Raw genomic sequence first — 18,221 nt, 5'->3', positions numbered from 1 at the left:
TCGCTGAGCTGCCTGTTCGGCAGTGTATCCGGAAAGCATCTTTCTCTGAGCTGCCACACCGGCAGTGCTCTCAGGTTAGTTGAATCACTGAAAGTATCTTGGAAAAACCAAGAATGCCTTCTAGGCTGAGGAAAGCCGATTCGACAGGGAAGATCGCTATGGCTCCGTCACCCACTACAGCTGCACTCCGCGACCTGATTCACACGTTCATCCATACCCGTCTGCAGGCCAAGCTCGACAAGCTGGCCGAGGACGATCCCAAACGCCAGAAACTGCTCGAAGAGCATCGCCCCGACGCCTGGCTGGCCGATGCCGCGCGCCGAGTGGCGCAGATCCAGCTGGCCACCCACACGCTCAAGCCGCTGCACCCCGATGCCCGCGGCAGCAGCCTGCACGCGCCGCCACCCGCCGTCGAACTGCCCGGGCTGGTATCCAGCCATTGCCTGCGCAGCGGCTGGGAAGACGACGTGGTGGGCAACGCGGCGGCGCTGGATGTGTTCAAGTTCCTCAAGCTGGAACACGCAGGCCTTAGCCTGCTGCAGCGCATGCTCGAGCACGATGAGGACTTGCTTGCCGCCCTGAGCGACGATGCCGAGCAAGCTGAAGCCTGGCGCGCTTGCTTCATCGCCATCACCGAGAGTCGTGGGGCTCCGGCCTCGCACTCACTGGCCAAACAGGTCTACTTCCCTCTCGCGGACGGCAGCTATCACCTGCTCGCCCCGCTGTTCCCCACCAGCCTGGTGCAGCGGGTGCACAAGCGCATGCGCGAGGACCGTTTCGGCGAGACGGCCAAGGCCGCGCGTGAGGCGCACAAGGCTCGGCAGCCCTTCACCCATGGTTACTGCGAATACCCCAACCTGGCGATCCAGAAGTTCGGCGGCACCAAGCCGCAGAACATTTCCCAGCTCAACAGCGAGCGCTACGGCGAGAACTGGCTGTTGCCTTCACTGCCACCACAGTGGCGCACCCTCGACCTGCGCCCGCCGCTGCGCCGCGACTCGGCCTTCGAGTTTGTCTATCGCAACGACCGGGCGCTGCGCGGGCGCGTGGCCGAGCTGCAGCACTTCTTGCGCGTCACCGAGCACAACAACTGGCAGATCCGCCGCAAGCGCGCGCGACTGCTCGGCGAGATCGCCGATGCCTTCCACCAATACGCCGCCGAACTGCTGGAGGCCAATCGCAGCGGCAATCTGGCCGCCGGCTGGAGTGCCCAGGCCGATTGCCGCCTGGACGACAGCGAACGGCACTGGCTCGACCCCCTGCGCGCCCACGACGACAGCGAGTTCCACAGCGCCCACCTGTGGCGCGACTGGCCGGAGCAGGTCAGCAAGCGCTTCGGCAACTGGCTCAACGCCAGGCTCGACCACGACAGCCTGCGTGTTGGCGAAGCCGAAGCGGATTACTGGCGCGGCGAACTGCACGACGAACTGAAACTGTTCAAGGAGATGCTCGACGATGGACGCGCCTGAAGCCCTGCTGTTGCTACCGCACCTGCGGGTGCAGAGCGCCAATGCCATTTCCGGTCCACTGACCTGGGGGTTTCCCGCCGTCACGGCCTTCACCGGTTTCGTCCATGCCCTGCAACGCAAGCTGCGTGAGGAAATGGACATCGACCTGGACGGCGTCGCGATCGTCTGCCATCAGCACCAGGCACAGACCTCGCAACCTGCGGGCAAACGCACTCAGGTCTTCCACCTGACGCGCAACCCGGTCGGTAAGGATGGCGGTACCGCCGCCATCGTCGAAGAAGGCCGTATCCATCTGGAAGTGAGCCTGCTGATCGGCGTCTCCGGCGATGTGCTCGACGGCTTGCTGGATAAAGAAACCATCGCCCAGCGCGCCTGGGATATCGCCCTCGGCATGCGCCTGGCCGGCGGCAGCCTGCTGCCGCCGGCCAGGAAACCCAGCGAGCGCCAGCAACCGAGCCTGATCGAGTGGCCCGGCAATGCCGAGGAGGAGGTCCGCCTCAGCCGCCGTCTGGCGCAACGGTTGTTGCCCGGCTTTGCGCTGATCCCCAGAGACGACCTGCTCAGCACCCATACGTCAGCCCTACAAGCAAGCGACCCGAGCCTCGATGCCCTGGATGCCCTGCTCGACCTCAGCCGCCTGAACGTCGATCCACCTGGCGAAGGCGACGGCTGGCACCTGCGCCCACGCAGCGGCTGGCTGGTACCTATCCCGCTGGGCTACCGCTCGCTGTCGGCCCATGAGCCCGGCCACGTGCGCAACGCCCGCGACCGCAGCGTGCCGTTCCATTTCGTCGAAAGCCTCTACGGCCTGGGCGAGTGGCGTAGCCCACATCGTTTCACCGATATCCGCCAGTTGCTCTGGTACCACCAGGCCGAGCCTGAGACCGGCCTGTTCCGCTGCAATACCCCTTTCCTCAATCTCGAAGCCCTCGCATAAGGACATCCGACATGGCCAAGACCACCGAACTGACCACCGCCTCCGTACTTGCCTTCGAGCGCAAGCTCGACCCTTCCGACGCGCTGCTCTATGCCGGACGCTGGAGCGAGCGTGACAGCAACGCCTGGCAGCCCATCGAAATCCGCGAGAAGTCCGTGCGCGGCACCATCTCCAACCGCCTGAAAACCAAGGATCGTGATCCGGCCAAACTGGATGCCTCGATCCAGGCGCCCAACCTGCAGACCGTCGACGTCGCCGCCCTTCCCGCCGATGCCGACACCCTCAAGGTACGTTTCAGCCTGCGCGTGCTCGGCGGCGCCGGCACCCCTTCGGCCTGCAACGACGCCGACTATCAGACCAAGCTGCTGGCCACCGTGCGCGCCTATGTCGAACAGCACGGCTTCAGCGAACTGGGCCGGCGCTACGCCGCCAACCTGGCCAACGGCCGTTTCCTCTGGCGCAACCGGGTCGGCGCCGAAGCCGTCGAGGTACGCATCGCCCGACTGCAGAACGGTGAAGCGGCGCAACGCTGGGTGTTCGACGGGCTCGACCTGTCGCTGCGCAGCTTTGCCGCCCAGGCGGAGGTCGACAGCCTCGGCGCCGTGATCGCCGACGGCCTGGCCGGCAAGGGCCATCTGCTGCTGGAAGTAGTCGCCTTCGTGCGTATCGGCGCCGGCCTTGAGGTGTTCCCCTCGCAGGAACTGATACTCGACCGCGGCGACAAGGGCGGCAAGAGCAAGACGCTCTACCAGGTGCGCGACGTGGCAGCGATCCACTCGCAGAAGATCGGCAACGCCCTGCGCACCATCGACACTTGGTACCCGGAAGCCGGCGAGCTCGGTCCCATCGCCGTCGAACCCTATGGCTCGGTCACCTCGCAGGGCAAAGCCTACCGCCAGCCCAAGGACAAGGCCGACTTCTACAGTCTGTTCGATGCCTGGGTGCTCAAGGACGCCGAGCCGGCAGTGGAGCAGCAGCACTACGTGATCGCCAACCTGATCCGGGGTGGCGTGTTCGGCGCCGCCGAGGAGAAATGACCGTGGATCACTACCTCGATCTCACACTGCTGCCCGACCCGGAATTCCCGGCGACGCAACTGATGAACGCGCTGCTGGCCAAGTTGCACCGGGGTCTGCACGACCTGCGTCGGACGGATGTGGGCATTAGTTTTCCGGATGTGGAGGGCGACACCCAAGGCCTAGGACCGCGCCTGCGTTTGCATGGCTCGTCCGAGGCGCTGGACCGGCTGCTCGCCCTGGACTGGCTGCGCGGCATGCGCGACCACCTGAAACTGGCTGACCTGCGGCCGATCCCGGCGCAGGTGCAATGGCGCTGCGTCAGCCGTGTGCAGGTGGACAGTAACCCGGAGCGTGCGCGCCGGAGACTGATCAAGCGGCACGCTATCAGCGAAGCAGAGGCACGCCAACGCATCCCCGACAGCGCCGAAAAACGCTGCGACCTGCCCTATGCCACCCTGCGCAGCAGTAGCAACGGCCACAGCTTCCGACTATTCATCCGCCACGGCCCACTGCTCGACAACCCCGTCCCCGGCGCCTTTGGCGCCTATGGCCTGAGCAATCAGGCGACCATTCCCTGGTTCTGACCCTCTTTTTCCTCACAAAGGGAGCTCCTGCAAAATCAAGGACTTGCAGGCAGCTCCGAAAAAAGGGTTTTCAGGAAAACGGCGCAAGAGTTCTTTAACAAACAAACCGTTAGGCTTCCCAGGCTCTACTTCACTGCCGCGTAGGCAGCTCAGAAATCAGATGAACAGTGTGGTTACGGAAAAAGCCGCTTCACTGCCGCGTAGGCAGCTCAGAAATGCAAACTCTGCGGCTCATCCAACACCAGCGCCTTCACTGCCGCGTAGGCAGCTCAGAAAATCACTCAATGGAAGTCCAGGGGCGTCCCTGCTCTTCACTGCCGCGTAGGCAGCTCAGAAATCCAGGAAAATGGCTTCAAATTCGCTACGTTCCTTCACTGCCGCGTAGGCAGCTCAGAAACTTGCTGCAGCTCGAACGTCGCCGGCGAAAAGCTTCACTGCCGCGTAGGCAGCTCAGAAATACGGCGGGTGCTACTGGATCGCGCAGAAGGACTTCACTGCCGCGTAGGCAGCTCAGAAAAGCCCAGCTAACCGAGCCGTCCCCGGCACCCCCTTCACTGCCGCGTAGGCAGCTCAGAAAATCGGCACGACGTTCGGCGCAGGCGATGGCTCCTTCACTGCCGCGTAGGCAGCTCAGAAACAGCCAAGCGGCATCCTATCTGCCCCTGGCGCCTTCACTGCCGCGTAGGCAGCTCAGAAATTCGTCTCGAAGCCACTGTCATGCACCGCTGGCTTCACTGCCGCGTAGGCAGCTCAGAAAGCCGGGTTCGCACGCCTGCTGCTCTGGTCGGACTTCACTGCCGCGTAGGCAGCTCAGAAAGTCCTGCTGCAGCCTGATCCGCAGGCGCTTGTCTTCACTGCCGCGTAGGCAGCTCAGAAATAACTGTAACGAACAGAGATCCAGATTTATCACTTCACTGCCGCGTAGGCAGCTCAGAAATGGGCACGGATCTCGGACAACGTCATAGATTTCTTCACTGCCGCGTAGGCAGCTCAGAAATTGCCGCCGTGCGCGAGCACGCCGCTGACGAACTTCACTGCCGCGTAGGCAGCTCAGAAAAGAGCGTGACCGTCGATGACGTGGCGCCGCTGCTTCACTGCCGCGTAGGCAGCTCAGAAAGCTGTCGCACTGAGCAGGATCGCAAGGGCGAGCTTCACTGCCGCGTAGGCAGCTCAGAAATCATCCTTGCAGCCCTCGCGCTGGCAGGCCTCCTTCACTGCCGCGTAGGCAGCTCAGAAATTAATAAGATCGGCATTAATATTCGTAATGCTCTTCACTGCCGCGTAGGCAGCTCAGAAAAGTGCTCGCCACGGCGACAGAGGGCGGCTGTTCTTCACTGCCGCGTAGGCAGCTCAGAAATACGGGGCGGGTTATCCGCCGCAGGTGGCGACCTTCACTGCCGCGTAGGCAGCTCAGAAAGCCGATCTGGCGGCGGTGCTCGAAGCGGGACTCTTCACTGCCGCGTAGGCAGCTCAGAAATGCCGACGATGCAGCACCACCGGACTGAGCAACTTCACTGCCGCGTAGGCAGCTCAGAAAACAGTGGATGCGCGTCTACTTCGCCGAGTTGGCTTCACTGCCGCGTAGGCAGCTCAGAAATCGAAGTAAGGCGCCACGCTCGACCAGTTGGCCTTCACTGCCGCGTAGGCAGCTCAGAAAGCGCAGATACGCCAATTCATTACCAGAACCAACTTCACTGCCGCGTAGGCAGCTCAGAAAATGCCGCGGAACTGGTGGCGCTCCAGCACCCTCTTCACTGCCGCGTAGGCAGCTCAGAAATACGACCGGTACGTGGTGTGTAGCGTGCCGCTCTTCACTGCCGCGTAGGCAGCTCAGAAAAGAAGCTGCCCAGGGGCATATGCAGCGCTAGCCTTCACTGCCGCGTAGGCAGCTCAGAAAGTCACGCTGCGGCGAAATAAGCGTGTGCGGGGCTTCACTGCCGCGTAGGCAGCTCAGAAAGCGCACGAATGCGGTATTCGCCAGGCGCGTACCTTCACTGCCGCGTAGACAGCTCAGAAATTTCCGATTACTGGCCGGCACGTATCTGAGCCCTTCACTGCCGCGTAGGCAGCTCAGAAATATACCTGCCGAAAAGGTGGGCGGATGGGCTCCTTCACTGCCGCGTAGGCAGTTCACAATAGGAACACCACCATCGAGTACCGGAAAGATCCCATTGCACCCCGTCGTATTCAGCACCGCTATTGACCATATTCTCTGTCCCATGGACCTCCGCCCCATACTTTTGGCGCCCATGGGCTTGAGTCTCCAAGTAAGCATTCCCGGTTTATGTGCTTTTTTGAGTCGACTGGTCAGTCAATGGGTGCCCTCGGCGAGTCGCTGAGCTAGTCTACGAAGGCCCTTACAACGCTTGCTGCAGGGGCTTTCGCTCATCCGGCTCGCTTCCTGGCGTGGCCTGCGAAACGGTGGTTCTCATGGAGCCCGAGGTAACGCCAGGAAAACAGCGGTTCACAAGAACAAAAAAGGACCCAACCCATGAGTCAAACGATGCTGTCGTTATTGGCCTTCCTGCCGCTGGTGCTGGCGGGGGTGCTACTGATCGGCTTTCGCTGGCCGGCGAAATACGCCATGCCCCTGGTCTTCATCCTCACTGCGCTGATCGGTCTCACCGCCTGGGACATGACCCCGGTGCGCGTCCTCGCATCCAGTCTGCAGGGGCTGATTCTCACCGCGGCGATCCTCTGGATCATCTTCGGCGCGATCCTGTTGCTCAACACGCTCAAGCATTCCGGTGGCATCGCCGCGATTCGCCGTGGCTTCTCTGGCATCAGCCCGGACCGCCGGGTACAGGCGCTGATCGTCTGCTGGCTGTTCGGTTGCTTCATCGAGGGCGCATCCGGCTTCGGCACGCCCGCCGCAGTGGCGGCGCCGCTGATGGTGGCGCTGGGCTTCCCGGCGCTGGCTGCGGTGGTGGTCGGGATGATGGTGCAATCCACGCCGGTCTCCTTCGGCGCGGTCGGCACACCGATCCTGGTCGGTGTGGCTTCGGGCCTGGATCGCACCGGTATCAGTGAGCAATTGGTGGCCAACGGCAGCAGCTGGGACATCTTCTTCGACCTGATCGTCGACCGGGTGGTGATCATCCACGCCCTGTGTGGCGTGCTGATGCCGTGGATCATGGTCAGCGTGATGGTGCGCTTCTTCGGCAAGAACAAATCCTGGGCCGATGGCCTGGCGATGTTCCCCTTCGCACTGTTCACCGCCATCTGCTTCGTCGTGCCCTACACCCTGGCCGGGGTCTTCCTCGGACCGGAGTTCCCCTCCATGGTCGGCGGGCTGGTCGGTCTGGCCATCGTGGTCCCGGCCGCCAAGGCGGGCTTCCTGGTACCCAAGGAAGCCTGGGACTTTCCCGAGGCCTCGCAATGGCCGCCCGAGTGGCTGGGCACCATCAAGATGAACCTCGACCAGTATCCGGACCGCAAGCCGATCTCGGTACTGATGGCCTGGATTCCCTACGTGCTGCTGGCGGTGCTGCTGGTCCTCACCCGTACCGTTCCCGAGCTCAAGGCGTTTCTATTGGGCATCGCGGTGGGCTGGAAGAACATCCTCGGGGAGACCGGGGTGAACGGCAGCCTGGAGCCTCTCTATCTGCCGGGCGGCATCCTCTGCGTGGTGGTGTTGATCACCTTCTTCCTGCACCGTATGCGCGGGCCGCAGTTGGCCGCGGCGATCTCCGAATCCAGCCGTACCCTGGTCGGTGCCGGCTTCGTCCTGGTGTTCACCATTCCGATGGTGCGCATCCTCATCAACTCCGGGGTGAACGGCTCGGATCTGGTGTCGATGCCGGTGGCGATGGCGCAGTTGGTCGCCAACAGCGTGGGCGGTATCTACCCGCTGTTCGCCCCTGCGGTCGGTGCCCTGGGAGCCTTCATCGCCGGCTCCAACACCGTGTCCAACCTGATGCTCTCGCAGTTCCAGCTGGGTACGGCGGAGTTGCTCGGGCTATCGGGTGCGCTGATGGTCGCGCTGCAGTCGGTGGGCGCGGCGGCGGGCAACATGATCGCCATCCACAACGTGGTGGCGGCGTCGGCCACTGTCGGCCTGCTCGGTCGCGAAGGGGTGACCCTGCGCAAGACGTTGCTGCCGACGTTCTATTATCTGGTCATGGCCGGCGTCATCGGGCTGATCGGCTTTTTCGTGATCGGCCTGGTCGATCCGCTGATGGGCGCGCTGTAGGCGCCCGCGGCTCGGTAGCAGGCTAATGGAATGGCACTCCCCAGGCGTGCCATTCTGGGAGCTGCGTAGTGCGACGCAGAGGCGTCGCAGCAACCTTGGCGCCTGCCCGGGAAGGGCGGCGCGACACAACAACAACAAACCGTCGAGAGGCAAAACATGCGCAAACCCGAACTCGCCGCGGTCATCGCGGACAAGGCCGATCTGAGCCGTGACCAGGCCAACCGTGTCCTCAACGCCATGCTCGATGCCATCACCGAGGCGCTCAACCGCAAGGAGAGTGTGACCCTGGTGGGCTTTGGCACCTTCGTCCAGCGCCATCGCGGCGCGCGCACAGGGAAGAACCCGCAGACCGGCCAGCCGGTGCCCATCCGCGCCAGCAACACCGTGGCGTTCAAGCCTGGCAAATCGCTGCGCGAAGCCATTGGCTGAGGCATTCACCGCTTAACGCAATCGGGCGCCCTAGGGCGCCCGATTCAGTTGCGACAGTGGCGGATCAGGCCGGCAACGAGCGCGACAGGTCGCGCAATGCGGCTTCGGCGTTGAGCATGCGCTGCAGCGCATCCTGGGCACCGGCTTCGGTCAGTTCCAGGCGTTCGAGCAGCGCTGGCGGGATCGCTTCCTGCGGGCCGGAGCCGATGCCACGACTACGCAGCAGACGTAGCGCCAAATACAGCAGATTGGCGTAGGTGGCGTGCTCGCCACTGTAGTCCGGATCGTTCTGGAAGCGCAGTGCGGTGGCGATCTCCGCGGGCATCTCCCAGTGCTGCATCAGCCAGGCGCCGATCTGCTCGCGGGTCACGCCGAGCAGGTGTTGCTCGAGGTCGTCGTGCTCGACGTGTGGATTGACCTCCAGGTGCCGGCACAGCAGCGAGAAGTGCGGCGGGAAAACGTGCGCCAGGACCAGGTAGCCGAAGTTGTGCAGCAGCCCGCCAAGATAGGCCAGGCCAGCCTCCGGGCGCAGATGGCGGGGCATCGCACGGACCAGGCCTTCGACCACTGCCGCGGTGTAGATCGCCTGCTGCCAGTAGGGCGTCGCGGGCCGCGGACGATCCTGTGGCAGCGCCATGGTCTTGCCCAGGGCCAGGCCGAGGGCGAGGTTGATCACCAGGTCGAAACCGAGCACGCGGACGATGGCGTCCTCCACGGAGCGGATCTTCACCTGGGAGCCGTAATAGGGCGAGGCGGCCCAACTGATCACCTGCGCGGCCAGTGCCGGATCGGTCTCCACCACATCGGTGACGTCCTCCACGCTGGCTTCGGGATTGACCCGTAGCTTGATGATCTTCTGCGCCGTGAGGTTCAGCGGCGGAATCTCGATGGTCTCTTCCAGACGCTGGCGGATGCGCCGCGCGGTGAAGGTTTCCACTGCGCGGGTGATCTGCGCATGGTCGTCCGCCGGCCGGCTGCGATTGGGGTTGATCCCGGCCAGGTCCACGGCGAAGCGTGCGGCACTGGCCTTGCCCAGCAGGCTGCGCATGGCATCGCGCGACAGTTCGAGGAACAGCCCCGGCGTGCCCGAGTCGAGCAGCAAGCGCGGTTGCGCGAGCAGGCGCTCGTCGTACAGGCAGGGCGCGTTGGCCAACAGCGGCAGGCCCGGCAGGCCCTCCAACTGCTGGCCGGAGAGCAGCGCTTGCAACTGCGCTGGCGCCAGCGCCGTCAGACGCCGCCCGGTCAGTTCGGCAAGCGCCGCGAGATCCAGCAGGTGGCTGCGCGGAAACAACACCAACAGGCTGCCGATGCTGTCGCCCAGCAACACGCTCTGCACCCGTGCCTCATCGGGGATGCCCAAGGCATCCTGGCGTTCCAACAGCGGCACACCCAGCTTGGCCAGGTGCTGCAATACGGGAAGGGGCGCGTGGAAGGCGGCGGCGGCCACCTGGAGGGGATCGGTCATGACATGTTCCAGGGCTCTTTTTTCACTCCGGAGTATAACCAGCCTGCGCGGCGTCTGTGCTCGGCTCGTCAGAAAGCACCGAGATTCAGACCTGCCCATACTGCTGGCCGTGTCGCAGCCAGCGCTCCAGCAGCGGACTGGCATGGCTGGGCCAGTGCTGCAACAGTGCCTGGGCGGCGTCCCGCACCGAAGGCAGCAGTTCGGCATCACGCATCAGGTCGGCGACCTTGAACTGCAGCAGGCCGGTCTGGCGCACGCCGAGCATCTCGCCAGGCCCGCGCAGTTCCAGGTCCTTTTCGGCGATGACGAAGCCATCGGTGGTCTCGCGCATGATGCCCAGGCGCTCGCGCCCCAATTGCGAGAGCGGTGCATGGTAGAGCAACACGCAATGGCTCGCGGCGCTGCCCCGGCCGACCCGCCCGCGCAGCTGATGCAGCTGTGCCAGACCGAGGCGCTCGGGGTTCTCGATGATCATCAAGCTGGCGTTGGGCACATCGACGCCCACCTCGATCACCGTGGTGGCGACCAGCAGTTGCAGCTCGCCACGCTTGAAGGCGTCCATCACCTCGGCCTTTTCCGCGGCCTTCATGCGTCCGTGGATCAGCCCCACCGAGAGCTCGCCGAGCGCCGCGGACAACTCCTCGAATGAGGTCTCCGCGGCCTGGCAGGTGAGTTCCTCGGACTCCTCGATCAGCGTGCACACCCAATACGCCTGCCGCCCCTCGCGGCACGCCGCGCGCACCCGCTCGATGACCTCCATGCGCCGACTGTCGGCGATCACCAGGGTATTCACCGGCGTACGCCCCGGCGGCAGTTCGTCGAGAATCGAGGTGTCCAGGTCGGCATAGGCGCTCATCGCCAGGGTCCGCGGGATCGGTGTGGCGGTCATGATCAACTGGTGCGGGCAAAGGCGTCCGTCGACGCCCTTCTGCCGCAACGCGAGACGCTGCTGCACGCCGAAGCGGTGTTGTTCGTCGATGATGACCAGCGCCAGACGGGCGAACTTCACCTCCTCCTGGAACAGTGCGTGGGTGCCGACCACCATAGGCGCACCACCGGCGATGCGTTCCAGTGCGGCGGCACGCGCCTTGCCCTTGAGCTTGCCGGCGAGCCAGGCGACCTCCAGGCCGAGCGGCTCCAGCCAGCGGGAGAAGTTCAGGAAATGCTGCTCGGCGAGAATCTCGGTGGGCGCCATCAGCGCCACCTGGTAGCCCGCCTCCAGCGCCTGCAACGCGGCCAGCGCGGCGACCACCGTCTTGCCGGCGCCGACGTCGCCCTGCACCAGGCGCAGCATCGGTTCGTCCTGGGCCAGGTCGTAGGCGATCTCCGCGGCCACGCGCTGCTGCGCGCCGGTGGGCGTGAAACCGAGGTTGCCGAGAAAACGCGGGGGCAGTTCGTGGGCCGCCGGCAAGGCCGGCGCGGCCTGGGCACGGATGCGCTCGCGCAGGCGCTGCAGGGAAAGCTGGTGCGCCAGCAGCTCCTCGAAGGCCAGGCGGTGCTGCGCCCAGTGCCGGCCTTCGGCGAGCTCCTCCAGGTCGGCGTCCGGCGGCGGTCGATGCAGGTAGCGGATGGCTTCGGCCAGCGGGCCCAGGTCGTAGTCCCGGGCCATTTCCGCCGGCAACCAGTCCGGCAGGCTATGCGGACCCAGGCGCGCCAGCGCCTGCGCGGAAAGCTGGCGCAGGCGCTGCTGGGTCAGGCCCTCGGTGGTCGGGTAGATCGGCGTCAGGCTCTGCTCCACGGGTGCCGGCGCGGCAGCGTCCACCGCGCGGTATTCGGGGTGGTAGATCTCGAGACCGGTGGCGCCCGGGCGCACCTCGCCGTAGCAGCGCAGTTGGGTGCCGCGGGCCATGCCGTCCTTCTGCGCCTGGCTGAAGTGGAAGAAGCGCAGGCTCAGGGTGCCGCTGCCGTCCTGCAGGCGCACCAGCAGGCTGCGGCGCCGGCCCATCACCACGTCGGCGCCGGCCACCGTGCCTTCGACCACCGCATCCTGCCCCGGGCGCAGCGCGCCGATGGCGGTGATGCGGGTGCGGTCCTGGTAGCGCAGCGGCAGGTGGAAGAGCACGTCCTGGAGGTTTTCCAGGCCAACCTTGGCGAGCTTCTCGGCGAGCGCGGCGCCCACCCCCTTCAGGGCGGTCACCGGCAGCTGGGCGAGCTCGCTCATGCGCGGCGCGCGTCGTCCCGGGCCGGAGCCTGCGCCACCGAGCACAGTCGCATGGAGTCGGCGACCACTTCGATGGCCTTGGGCCGCGGGAAACTGGCGCGCCAGGCGATCGCCACGGTGCGATAGGGCACCGGCGGGCTGATCGGCCGCACCTCGAGGATGCCGGGCGCGTAGTGATGACTGTCCACCGCCGACAGCGGCAGGATCGAGATGCCCAGGCCGGAGGCGACCATGTGGCGGATGGTTTCCAGCGAGCTGGACTCCACCGTGGTGTGCTTGCTCGCTTCTTCGCCCCGGCGTCCGGTGGTCGGACAGGCTTCGAGCACCTGGTCGCGGAAGCAATGGCCCTCGCCGAGCAGCAGCAGGCTCTTGTCGTTGAGCATCGAGGCATCGATGCTTTCACGCGCCGTCCAGGGATGCCCGGCCGGCAGCAGCACCTGGAAGGGCTCGTCGTAGAGCGGCTTGGTCAGCACGTCGGCTTCCTGGAACGGCAACGCGATGATGATCGCGTCGAGCTCGCCGGTGCGCAGCTTGTCGCGCAGGATGTGCGTGAAGTTTTCCTCGATGTACAGCGGCATGTCCGGCGCCACCCGGTGCAGCTGCGGTATCAGGTGCGGGAAGATGTACGGCCCGACGGTGTAGATCGCCCCCAGGCGTAGCGGCGCGGCAAGCTGGTTCTTGCCGGTCTGCGCCAGTTCGCGGATGCCCTGGGCCTGCTCGAGAACCTTCTGCGCCTGGGTGACGATGCCCTCGCCCACCGGCGTCAGGCGCACCGCGCTCTTGCTGCGCTCGAAGATCAGCACGCCGAGCTCGTCCTCGAGCTTCTTCACACCGACCGAGAGCGTCGGCTGGCTAACGTGGCAACGTTCGGCGGCGCGGCCGAAGTGCTGCTCCTGGGCGAGGGTGACGATGTAGCGGAGTTCGGTGAGCGTCATAGGACAATTCCATCAGGCCGACCTACAGGATAGCCTCTGCTACGGTCGCAACCAACCGCGCTAAACTGCCGCTCCGCCTTTATCTCTGCAGGAGTGCGAAATGCAGCACCCAACCTCGCTACTGATCGCCGGTTGTGGCGACCTCGGCAGCCGTCTCGCACGCTTGCTGCTGGCACAGGGCTGGCAGGTGCATGGCCTGCGCCGGCAGGTTGCCGCGCTGCCGGAAGGCGTCTCGCCGGTCCCCGGAGATCTTGCCCAGGATGCCTGCCCGGACGCCTGGCCAAGCGGCCCGCTGGACTATCTGGTCTACAGCGCCGCGGCGAACCGGCACGATGAGCCAGGCTACCGCGAGGCCTACCTGGACGGCCTGCGCCGCGTACTGCAGTGGACCGACCAGCACGCACAACGCCCCCGCCGGCTGCTGTTCGTCTCCAGCACCGGGGTCTATGCCCAGCAGGCCGGAGAGTGGGTCGACGAAACCACGCCGGCCGAGGCCGAGCGCTACAGCGGCCGCATCATGCTCGAAGCCGAACGCCTGGCCGCGGCCAGCGGGATTCCCTGCAGCAGCGTGCGCCTGGCCGGGCTCTATGGTCCCGGCCGTCGCTGGCTGCTCGACCAGGTGCGCCAGGGCTACGACGTGCAGCGCCAACCGCCGCTGTATGCCAATCGCATCCACCGTGACGATGCCGCCGCCCTGCTCGCCCACCTGCTGCTGCAGGATGCCGCCGGTGTCGAGCTCGACGCGCTCTACCTGGGCGTGGACGACGATCCGGCGCCGCTGCACGAGGTGGTCGAATGGCTGCGCGTGCAGCTCGCCGTCGAGGCCGTTTCAGGCCAGCAGAGCGTGCGCCGCGCCGGTAGCAAGCGCTGCAGCAACGGCCGCGCGCGGGCACTGGGCTGGGCGCCTCGCTACCCCAGCTACCGCGAAGGCTATGCCGAGATCATCGCGGCGGGCGACGCTTGATGGACGCCAACCGGCTGCTGCTGCGGCCATGGCTGCCTGGCGTCGAGCTGTTCCATGCGGACTTCTCCGGTCAGCCCTTCGGCCGGCATAGCCACGACGCCTTCGCCATCGGCGCGATCCTCCAGGGGGCGGGCGGCTACCACTGCCAGGGGGCGCGCCATGTACTCCCGGCCGGCACCCTGTCGCTGATGAATCCCAGTGAACCGCACACCGGGCATGCCGAATCGCCGCGGCTGGTCTACCGCATGCTCTACGTGGAAGAGGCGCGGCTGCTCGCACTGCTCGGGCGCAAGCAGCTGCCGCGGGGTTTTGCGGTGCTCAACCCGGCCGACGACGGCGCTGTCGCGGCGAGCCTGGCGCGGGTCGCCGCGCAGTTCGAAAGCAACGACCCCTTGGCCCTGGAAAGCGAGCTGCTGGAGCTGCTCGAACAGGTGTTCACCCGGCATGGCGGAATGCGCCCGCGCCGCGCGCCCCCCCGCGACGGTGGCACGGTGGAGCGCCTGCGCGACTATCTGGAGAGTCACTACCGCGAGCATCCGAGCCTGGAGCAATTGGGCGAACTGCTGCAACGCCACCCTCGTCACCTGATCGAGGCTTTCCGCCGCGCCCAGGGCGTGCCGCCGCACACCTACCTGCTGCAGCGCCGTGTCGCCGAGGCCAAGCGCCGTCTGCTGCAAGGCGCGGCGCTGGCCGAACTGGCGCTGGAGCTGGGCTTCCATGACCAGGCGCACTTCGGCCACGTGTTCCGCCGCTTCACCGGCGTCAGTCCGGGACGCTTCCGCCAGAGCGCCTGAGTTTTCTACAAGACCGCCCGACGCCGGCACCGCGAGACTCTGCGGCGCATGCTTCGGAGGTCCCCATGTTCGCGCTCTGTCTCTTGGTCGCCGGCAGCCACTTCGCCGCGCTGCTCTCGCCCGGTCCCGATTTCTTCCTGCTGCTGCGCAGCGCCGTGGCGCACGGCCGCCGGCAGGCGGACGGCTGCGCCAGCGGCATCGCCCTGGCCAACCTGCTGAGCATGCTGCTGGTACAGGTCGCCCTGGGCCTGCTACCCAGCGAGGGCGGCCTGCTGTGGCGCACGCTGCAAGTGCTCGGCGGGGGCTACTTCGTCTGGCTCGGCGCCCAGGCACTGAGTTCCCGGCGCAGTCTGGCGCTGGCGTCGACCACGCCCGGCGAGCGCGGCAACTGGCGCCGCGGGCTTTACCAGGGGCTGCTGGCGAGCAGCCTGAACCCCAAGCTGCCGCTGTTCTACGCCGGCTTGTTTGGCCTGCTGCGCGAGGCGCAGGTGCCTCAGGTAGGGCTGTTGCTGGCGATGGCCTGGATGTGCGGCGTGGTGCTCTGTTGGGATCTGGCGCTGGTACGCCTGATCGACCGTCCGCGCTGGCGGGGCTGGCTGGCGCAACAGGTACGCTGGCTGGATCGCGGCTGCGGTGCGTTGCTGCTGGCGCTGGGAGGCGGCTTGCTGCTGGCGGGGCTAGGCGCGCTCTGAGGGAACGCGCCTAACCCCGTCGGAGGACTTATTCGAGGACCAGGATGGCGTCCATCTCGACCTGTGCGCCCTTGGGCAGGGCGGCCACGCCGATGGCGGCACGCGCCGGGTAGGGCTGCTGGAAGTAGCGGCCCATCACCTCATTGACGGTGGCGAAGTTGCCCAGGTCGGTGAGGAAGATGTTCAGCTTGACCACGTCCTTGAAGCTGCCGCCGGCTTCCTCGATCACCGCCCGCAGGTTCTCGAAGACCTGCACGGCCTGCGCCTCGAAGCCTTCCACCAGCTCCATGGTCTGCGGGTCCAGCGGGATCTGCCCGGACAGGTAGACGGTGTTGCCGGCCTTGATCGCCTGGGAATAGGTGCCGATGGCGGCGGGGGCCTTGCTGCTGTTGATGACGGTCTTGCTCATGGGGACTCCTTGTGAGCCGGCGCAGAGGGCCGGCGCTGAATGTCAGGCTTTGACCCGGGTGATCTTGATGACGCCGGCCAGGGTACGCAGTTTGCGAATGACGCGCGCCAGGTGGACGCGGTCATGGACGCTGATAAGCACCTGCACGACGCTGGTGCGACCGTCGCGCTCGTCGACGCCGATCTTCTCGACGTTGCCGTCGGCGGCGCTCACCGTGCTGGCGAGCAAGGCGATCAGGCCACGCTGGCTCTCCACCTCGATGCGCAGCTCGACATTGAACTCGCCGGGAACGTCCTTGGCCCAGGACAGCGGGATGCACTTCTCCGGATTGCTGCGAATCTCGGCGATGTTGCGGCAGCTCTCCAGGTGCACGACGATGCCCCTGCCGGCGGACAGGTGACCGACGATCGGATCGCCCGGGATCGGCGTACAGCACTTGGCGTAGCTGAGCACCAGCCCCTCGGTACCGCGGATCGCCAGGGGGCCCTCCAGGCTCGGCGCCTGCTCGCCCTCGCTGGCCAGCAGGCGACGGGCGACCACGTAGGCCATGCGATTGCCCAGGCCGATGTCTTCGAGCAGATCCTCCAGGACATCCTGGTGGTACTCCGCGAGCACGCTGCGGATACGCTCGATGGAAATCTGCTCCAGCGCGGTATCGAAGCTGCCCAGTGCCTTCTCCAGCAAGCGCTCGCCGAGGCTGATCGACTCGGAGCGACGCTGCTGCTTGAGGGCGTGGCGAATGTGCGTACGCGCCTTGCCGGTGACCACGAAATTCAGCCAGGCGGGGTTCGGCCGGGCGCCGGGGGCGGTGACGATCTCCACCGTTTCGCCGCTATCCAGCGGTTGCGAGAGCGGCGCCAGGCGTCGGCCGATGCGGCAGGCGATGCAGGTGTTGCCGACGTCGGTATGCACCGCGTAGGCGAAGTCGACCGCCGTGGAGCCCTTGGGCAGCTCCATGATGCGGCCCTTGGGCGTGAACACGTAGACCTCGTCCGGGAACAGGTCGATCTTCACGCTCTCGATGAATTCCAGCGAGTTACCGGCGCGCTGCTGCATTTCCAGCACGCCCTTGACCCACTGCCGGGCGCGCGCGTGAGTCGCCTTGGGCAGTTCGTCCTCACTGGACTTGTACAGCCAGTGTGCGGCGATACCGTTGTTGGCCATCTCCTCCATCTCGCGGGTACGGATCTGGATCTCGATGGGCACGCCGTGCATGCCGAACAACGTGGTGTGCAGCGACTGGTAGCCGTTGGCCTTGGGAATCGCGATGTAGTCCTTGAAGCGCCCCGGCAGCGGCTTGTACAGGTTGTGCACGGCGCCGAGCACGCGGTAGCAGGTGTCGACCTTGTCGACCACGATGCGAAACGCGTAGACGTCCATGATCTCGTTGAACGCCCGGCGCTTGCCGCGCATCTTGCGGTAGATGCTGTAGAGGTGCTTCTCGCGGCCGTTGACCTGGCCACCGAGGCCCTCGCGCTCGAGGCAGGCGGTCAGCGACTGCTCGATCTTGGCGACGATCTCCTTGCGGTTGCCGCGCGCCTTCTTCACCGCCTTGGCGATCATCGACGAACGCATCGGGTGCATCGCCTTGAAACCCAGGTCCTCGAACTCCACGCGCATGTTGTGCATGCCCAGCCGGTTGGCGATGGGCGCGTAGATTTCCAGGGTTTCCTTGGCGATGCGCCGGCTCTTCTCGTGCGGCATCGCATCGAGGGTGCGCATGTTGTGCAGGCGGTCGGCGAGCTTGACCAGGATCACGCGGATATCGCGCGCCATGGCCATGGCCATCTTCTGGAAGTTCTCGGCCTGCGCTTCGGCCTTGGTCTCGAACTTCATCTGGGTCAGCTTGCTGACCCCGTCCACCAGCTCGGCGACGGTCTCGCCGAACTGCGCGGTGAGCGCTTCCTTGGCGATGCCGGTGTCCTCGATGACATCGTGCAGCATGGCGGCCATCAGGCTCTGATGATCCATGTGCATGTCGGCGAGGATATTCGCCACGGCCAGCGGGTGGGTGACGTAGGGTTCGCCACTGCGCCGGCGCTGCCCGTCGTGGGCCTGCTCGGCGTAGAAATAGGCGCGGCGGACCAGGTTGACCTGTTCCGCACTCAGATAGGTCGAGAGCCGCTCGGCGAAGGTTTCGATACCGGCCATGTCAGGTATCCCTTCCCGCG

At 65.8% G+C, this 18,221-nt stretch carries 14 protein-coding genes and 1 CRISPR repeat array; of the genes, 9 read left to right on the top strand and 5 right to left on the bottom strand.

Annotation, left to right across the window (positions count from 1 at the left end; all coding sequences use genetic code 11):
* Window positions 1–158: 158 nt before the first annotated feature.
* The 6 genes from csy1 to ACYRGX_RS03590 all read left to right on the top strand — a co-directional run bounded on the left by csy1 (window position 159) and on the right by ACYRGX_RS03590 (window position 8,630).
* Window positions 159–1,469, top strand: coding sequence for a type I-F CRISPR-associated protein Csy1 (csy1, locus tag ACYRGX_RS03615; RefSeq protein WP_473055249.1), 1,311 nt, complete (start codon window positions 159–161; stop codon window positions 1,467–1,469).
* The gene (gene csy2, locus ACYRGX_RS03610; protein ID WP_473055248.1) at window positions 1,456–2,406 is read left to right on the top strand and encodes a type I-F CRISPR-associated protein Csy2; all 951 of its coding nucleotides are present in this window, start codon (window positions 1,456–1,458) and stop codon (window positions 2,404–2,406) included. The genes csy1 and csy2 overlap by 14 nt, the downstream gene beginning before the upstream one ends.
* A gap of 11 nt (window positions 2,407–2,417) precedes the next feature.
* Window positions 2,418–3,443, top strand: a complete 1,026-nt coding sequence (csy3, locus tag ACYRGX_RS03605) for a type I-F CRISPR-associated protein Csy3 (protein ID WP_473055247.1) — start codon at window positions 2,418–2,420, stop codon at window positions 3,441–3,443.
* A gap of 2 nt (window positions 3,444–3,445) precedes the next feature.
* On the top strand, window positions 3,446–4,009 hold the full coding sequence (cas6f, locus tag ACYRGX_RS03600; RefSeq protein WP_473055246.1) for a type I-F CRISPR-associated endoribonuclease Cas6/Csy4: 564 nt from the start codon (window positions 3,446–3,448) through the stop codon (window positions 4,007–4,009).
* 128 nt (window positions 4,010–4,137) lie between these two features.
* Window positions 4,138–6,146: direct repeats of the CRISPR family, unit length 28 nt; unit sequence CTTCACTGCCGCGTAGGCAGCTCAGAAA.
* Window positions 6,147–6,500: 354 nt separating this feature from the next.
* Window positions 6,501–8,201 carry an L-lactate permease gene (locus ACYRGX_RS03595; protein ID WP_473055245.1) on the top strand — a complete coding sequence of 567 codons (1,701 nt, stop codon included), beginning with the start codon at window positions 6,501–6,503 and terminating at the stop codon, window positions 8,199–8,201.
* A 156-nt stretch (window positions 8,202–8,357) separates the two neighbouring features.
* Complete coding sequence (locus ACYRGX_RS03590; protein WP_473055244.1) at window positions 8,358–8,630, top strand: HU family DNA-binding protein; 273 nt, start codon at window positions 8,358–8,360, stop codon at window positions 8,628–8,630.
* A 64-nt stretch (window positions 8,631–8,694) separates the two neighbouring features.
* On the opposite strand, the gene ACYRGX_RS03585 is transcribed toward ACYRGX_RS03590, so the two are convergent.
* The 3 genes from ACYRGX_RS03585 to ACYRGX_RS03575 all read right to left on the bottom strand — a co-directional run bounded on the left by ACYRGX_RS03585 (window position 8,695) and on the right by ACYRGX_RS03575 (window position 13,191).
* Window positions 8,695–10,095, bottom strand: a complete 1,401-nt coding sequence (locus ACYRGX_RS03585; protein WP_473055243.1) for an HDOD domain-containing protein — start codon at window positions 10,093–10,095, stop codon at window positions 8,695–8,697.
* A gap of 85 nt (window positions 10,096–10,180) precedes the next feature.
* Complete coding sequence (gene recG / locus ACYRGX_RS03580) at window positions 10,181–12,256, bottom strand: ATP-dependent DNA helicase RecG (RefSeq protein WP_473055242.1); 2,076 nt, start codon at window positions 12,254–12,256, stop codon at window positions 10,181–10,183.
* Window positions 12,253–13,191 (bottom strand): LysR substrate-binding domain-containing protein, encoded by a 939-nt coding sequence (locus ACYRGX_RS03575; protein ID WP_473055241.1) that lies wholly within the window; start codon window positions 13,189–13,191, stop codon window positions 12,253–12,255. Before ACYRGX_RS03575 ends, recG begins: the two co-directional genes overlap by 4 nt.
* Before the next feature lie 100 nt (window positions 13,192–13,291).
* On the opposite strand from ACYRGX_RS03575, the gene ACYRGX_RS03570 reads away from it, so the two are divergent.
* The 3 genes from ACYRGX_RS03570 (at window position 13,292) to ACYRGX_RS03560 (ending at window position 15,641) form a co-directional block, all read left to right on the top strand.
* Window positions 13,292–14,155, top strand: coding sequence for an NAD-dependent epimerase/dehydratase family protein (locus ACYRGX_RS03570; RefSeq protein WP_473055240.1), 864 nt, complete (start codon window positions 13,292–13,294; stop codon window positions 14,153–14,155).
* The gene (locus ACYRGX_RS03565; protein ID WP_473055239.1) at window positions 14,155–14,949 is read left to right on the top strand and encodes an AraC family ligand binding domain-containing protein; all 795 of its coding nucleotides are present in this window, start codon (window positions 14,155–14,157) and stop codon (window positions 14,947–14,949) included. The genes ACYRGX_RS03570 and ACYRGX_RS03565 overlap by 1 nt, the downstream gene beginning before the upstream one ends.
* 65 nt (window positions 14,950–15,014) lie before the next feature.
* Window positions 15,015–15,641 carry a LysE family translocator gene (locus tag ACYRGX_RS03560; RefSeq protein WP_473055238.1) on the top strand — a complete coding sequence of 209 codons (627 nt, stop codon included), beginning with the start codon at window positions 15,015–15,017 and terminating at the stop codon, window positions 15,639–15,641.
* A 28-nt stretch (window positions 15,642–15,669) separates the two neighbouring features.
* Here the strand turns inward: ACYRGX_RS03560 and ACYRGX_RS03555 are convergent, their stop codons facing one another.
* Window positions 15,670–16,050 (bottom strand): RidA family protein, encoded by a 381-nt coding sequence (locus ACYRGX_RS03555; RefSeq protein ID WP_473055237.1) that lies wholly within the window; start codon window positions 16,048–16,050, stop codon window positions 15,670–15,672.
* Between the two features lie 42 nt (window positions 16,051–16,092).
* Window positions 16,093–18,201: a bifunctional GTP diphosphokinase/guanosine-3',5'-bis pyrophosphate 3'-pyrophosphohydrolase gene (spoT, locus tag ACYRGX_RS03550; RefSeq protein WP_473055236.1), complete on the bottom strand. Its 2,109-nt coding sequence runs from the start codon at window positions 18,199–18,201 to the stop codon at window positions 16,093–16,095.
* Between the last annotated feature and the right edge of the window lie 20 nt (window positions 18,202–18,221).

Source organism: Pseudomonas sp. R4-15, assembly GCF_055768815.1.
Note: the sequence above shows the minus strand (reverse complement) of the source record. Positions and strands in the feature narration are given on the sequence as shown.

What these genes read in the sequence shown, in the direction of transcription:
- csy1 (WP_473055249.1), top strand. Translation starts at nt 159, where the DNA reads ATGGCTCCGTCACCCACTACAGCTGCACTCCGCGACCTGATTCACACG.
- csy2 (WP_473055248.1), top strand. Translation starts at nt 1,456, where the DNA reads ATGGACGCGCCTGAAGCCCTGCTGTTGCTACCGCACCTGCGGGTGCAG.
- csy3 (WP_473055247.1), top strand. Translation starts at nt 2,418, where the DNA reads ATGGCCAAGACCACCGAACTGACCACCGCCTCCGTACTTGCCTTCGAG.
- ACYRGX_RS03595 (WP_473055245.1), top strand. Translation starts at nt 6,501, where the DNA reads ATGAGTCAAACGATGCTGTCGTTATTGGCCTTCCTGCCGCTGGTGCTG.
- ACYRGX_RS03590 (WP_473055244.1), top strand. Translation starts at nt 8,358, where the DNA reads ATGCGCAAACCCGAACTCGCCGCGGTCATCGCGGACAAGGCCGATCTG.
- ACYRGX_RS03585 (WP_473055243.1), bottom strand. Translation starts at nt 10,095, where the DNA reads ATGACCGATCCCCTCCAGGTGGCCGCCGCCGCCTTCCACGCGCCCCTT.
- recG (WP_473055242.1), bottom strand. Translation starts at nt 12,256, where the DNA reads ATGAGCGAGCTCGCCCAGCTGCCGGTGACCGCCCTGAAGGGGGTGGGC.
- ACYRGX_RS03575 (WP_473055241.1), bottom strand. Translation starts at nt 13,191, where the DNA reads ATGACGCTCACCGAACTCCGCTACATCGTCACCCTCGCCCAGGAGCAG.
- ACYRGX_RS03570 (WP_473055240.1), top strand. Translation starts at nt 13,292, where the DNA reads ATGCAGCACCCAACCTCGCTACTGATCGCCGGTTGTGGCGACCTCGGC.
- ACYRGX_RS03565 (WP_473055239.1), top strand. Translation starts at nt 14,155, where the DNA reads ATGGACGCCAACCGGCTGCTGCTGCGGCCATGGCTGCCTGGCGTCGAG.
- ACYRGX_RS03560 (WP_473055238.1), top strand. Translation starts at nt 15,015, where the DNA reads ATGTTCGCGCTCTGTCTCTTGGTCGCCGGCAGCCACTTCGCCGCGCTG.
- ACYRGX_RS03555 (WP_473055237.1), bottom strand. Translation starts at nt 16,050, where the DNA reads ATGAGCAAGACCGTCATCAACAGCAGCAAGGCCCCCGCCGCCATCGGC.
- spoT (WP_473055236.1), bottom strand. Translation starts at nt 18,201, where the DNA reads ATGGCCGGTATCGAAACCTTCGCCGAGCGGCTCTCGACCTATCTGAGT.